The organism is Variovorax defluvii (genome assembly GCF_039541515.1).
GTDB lineage: Bacteria > Pseudomonadota > Gammaproteobacteria > Burkholderiales > Burkholderiaceae_C > Variovorax > Variovorax defluvii.
Window position 1 is genome coordinate 1 of the sequence record NZ_BAABGJ010000034.1, and the last position, 1,845, is coordinate 1,845.

Here is a 1,845-nt window from a genome sequence, read left to right on the forward strand (position 1 = left end):
GCTTTTTTGTGCGCCCAGCATGGGCGCGATCTTGGGGGTGCAAGTCCTCCCGCGAGCTGACCACAGCGAGCGAAGTGAAGCGCAACTGCGTGAGGGTGACCGAGCGTGGGAAGGAAGCGTGGAGCGAAACCGTGAGTCGAGGTACACAAACCTCATCTGAGGCGCTGCCAAGCAGGGCGAGCAGGCAAAAGGCTGTGAAGCTCTTGTGGTCAAGGCGAGGTGGCGTAAATGGGGCGACGGTGCGGTGAAGGATCGCGTTCTTACCTGGGGAGATCTCGCCTCGTGCCTGAAAGGGCGACGGGCTTGCCCGGAGCGAGAAGTCAGCAGAGGCCGTAGTAGTAGGGTGATCCGACGAAGGGCCGAACGAGAAGGACAGTGACGAGGCATGACGAGCGCGAGTGCAAGGCATCAGAAGTCCGCGCCAGCGGAGCGACCGACGGGAGGGCGCGGTGAAGCCGCGTCCGAGCGTGGGCGCGATGAAGCACAAGCGTCGCGACATGACCAAACGCACTGGGGGCCAGAGGACCTGCTGGGGCAGGCGCTGGCACAGCACAACATGGTGGCGGCGTGGAAACGCGTCAAAGCCAACAAGGGGAGCGCCGGCGTCGACGGACGCACGGTGCAGCAAACGGGGGAAGACCTGAAGACCCAGTGGCCCGACATCCGGCGCAGCTTGCTCGAGGGCACCTACCGGCCCAGTCCGGTGCGCCGCGTAGGCATACCCAAACCGGGCGGAGGGACGCGGGAGTTGGGGATTCCCACCGTGGTGGACAGGCTGATCCAACAGGCCCTGCTGCAGGTGCTGCAACCGCTCATCGATCCGACCTTCAGCGAGCACAGCTACGGCTTCCGGCCGGGGCGCAGCGCGCATCAGGCGGTTCAAGCGGCCAGGCAGTACGTGGAGCAAGGGCGGCGTGTGGTGGTGGACGTGGACCTGGAGAAATTCTTCGATCGCGTGAACCATGACATCCTGATGGATCGGCTGGCGAGGCGCATCGCCGACAAGGCCGCGCTGCGGTTGATCCGCCATTACCTGAACGCCGGCATCATGGCCAACGGGGTCATGCAGATGCGAGTGGAAGGTACGCCGCAAGGCGGGCCGCTGTCGCCGCTGCTGGCCAACGTGCTGCTCGACGAGGTGGACCGCGAACTCGAACGCAGGGGGCACAAGTTCGTGCGCTATGCGGACGACTGCAACGTCTACGTCAAGAGCGAACGTGCCGGGCAACGGGTGCTGGAGGGGCTGCGGGCCTGCTATGCCAAGCTGCGGCTGAAGGTCAATGAGACCAAGACAGCTGTGGCGGAAGTATGGGGGCGCAAGTTCCTGGGCTACTGCCTGTGGGCTGCGCCGCAACAGCAGGTGAAGCTGGCTGTGGCCGGGGAGGCGGTGCAACGCTACAAGCAGCGCATCCGCCAGATGACCCGGCGTCAGACGGGGCGCAGCATGAGCCAGATCGCGCAAGACCTGCAAGCGTTTGTGCCGGGTTGGAAGGCGTACTTCCGGCTGGCGCAGACGTACAGGGTCTGGCGCGGGTTGGACAAATGGATGCGCCGTCGCTTGCGTGCCGTTCAGCTGAAGTTGTGGCGGCGCGGGCCGACGATGTTCCGTGAGCTTCGCGCGCTGGGCGCGTCGCGGGACCTCGCAGCACAGATCGCAGGCAACGCTCGCCGCTGGTGGCACAACAGTTCGCACTGGCTGAACCGGGTGCTCAGCATTGCTCACTTCGACAATCTTGGCGTTCCCCGCCTGTGCTGACCTCAACTTCTCGAACCGCCCGGTGCGGACCCGCATGCCGGGTGGTGTGGGAGGGGTCCGGTCTTTACTGACCGGCCCCTATCCCGATT

1 protein-coding gene is annotated in these 1,845 nt (G+C 65.2%); it reads left to right on the forward strand.

Annotated features, from left to right (window positions below):
• Positions 1-385: 385 nt before the first annotated feature.
• Positions 386-1,756 carry a group II intron reverse transcriptase/maturase gene (gene ltrA / locus ABEA07_RS15590; RefSeq protein ID WP_345538951.1) on the forward strand — a complete coding sequence of 457 codons (1,371 nt, stop codon included), beginning with the start codon at positions 386-388 and terminating at the stop codon, positions 1,754-1,756.
• The last annotated feature ends 89 nt before the right edge of the window (positions 1,757-1,845 follow it).

Bases quoted from the DNA above. Each gene is read 5' to 3' on its own strand.
- ltrA (WP_345538951.1), top strand. From the start codon at position 386: ATGACGAGCGCGAGTGCAAGGCATCAGAAGTCCGCGCCAGCGGAGCGA.